1 protein-coding gene is annotated in these 525 nt (G+C 65.1%); it reads right to left on the bottom strand.

Annotation, left to right across the window (positions count from 1 at the left end; genetic code table 11):
- Positions 1 to 525 (bottom strand): VCBS domain-containing protein (locus AC6LJ9_RS30670; protein WP_498150458.1); only part of this gene is annotated, 525 nt, incomplete at both ends.

Raw genomic sequence — 525 nt, forward strand, 5'->3', positions numbered from 1 at the left:
TGACATCCAGCTTGCCGCCGGTGGTGAGCTTGTCGTCTTCCTTGACCGAACCGGCGTCGTCGCCCGGCTTGCTCGGGGTGATGACGGCCGCGTCGTTGGTGCCGGTGATGGTGACGGTGATGACCTGAGTGGCGGTGCCGCCGTTGCCGTCGTCGACGGTGACGGTGATGGTGTCGGTGACCTTCTGGCCTTCGGCCAGGGCCTGCACCTGGGCGCTCTTGTTGTCCAGCACATAGGTCCACTTGCCGGTGGCATCGACGGTGAAGGTGCCGTACTGGCCCTTGCCGTCGTTGTTGACGGACCAGGTGTGCTTGTCAGTGGCGTCGATGTCGTGCTGGGTCAGCTGGCCGGTGGTGGTCAGCGTGCCGTCTTCCTTGACGTCGCCGGTGGCCAGGCCCGTGATGGTCGGCTTGTCGTTGGTGCCGTTGATGGTGATGACGACCTGGCCGGTGGTGCCGTCAGCGGTCGTGACCGTGAATTTCTCGGTCAGCGAGTCCTTGGCGCCGAGCTGCTGGATGGCCTTGG

This window comes from Achromobacter sp. 1011811831 (assembly GCF_059760905.1).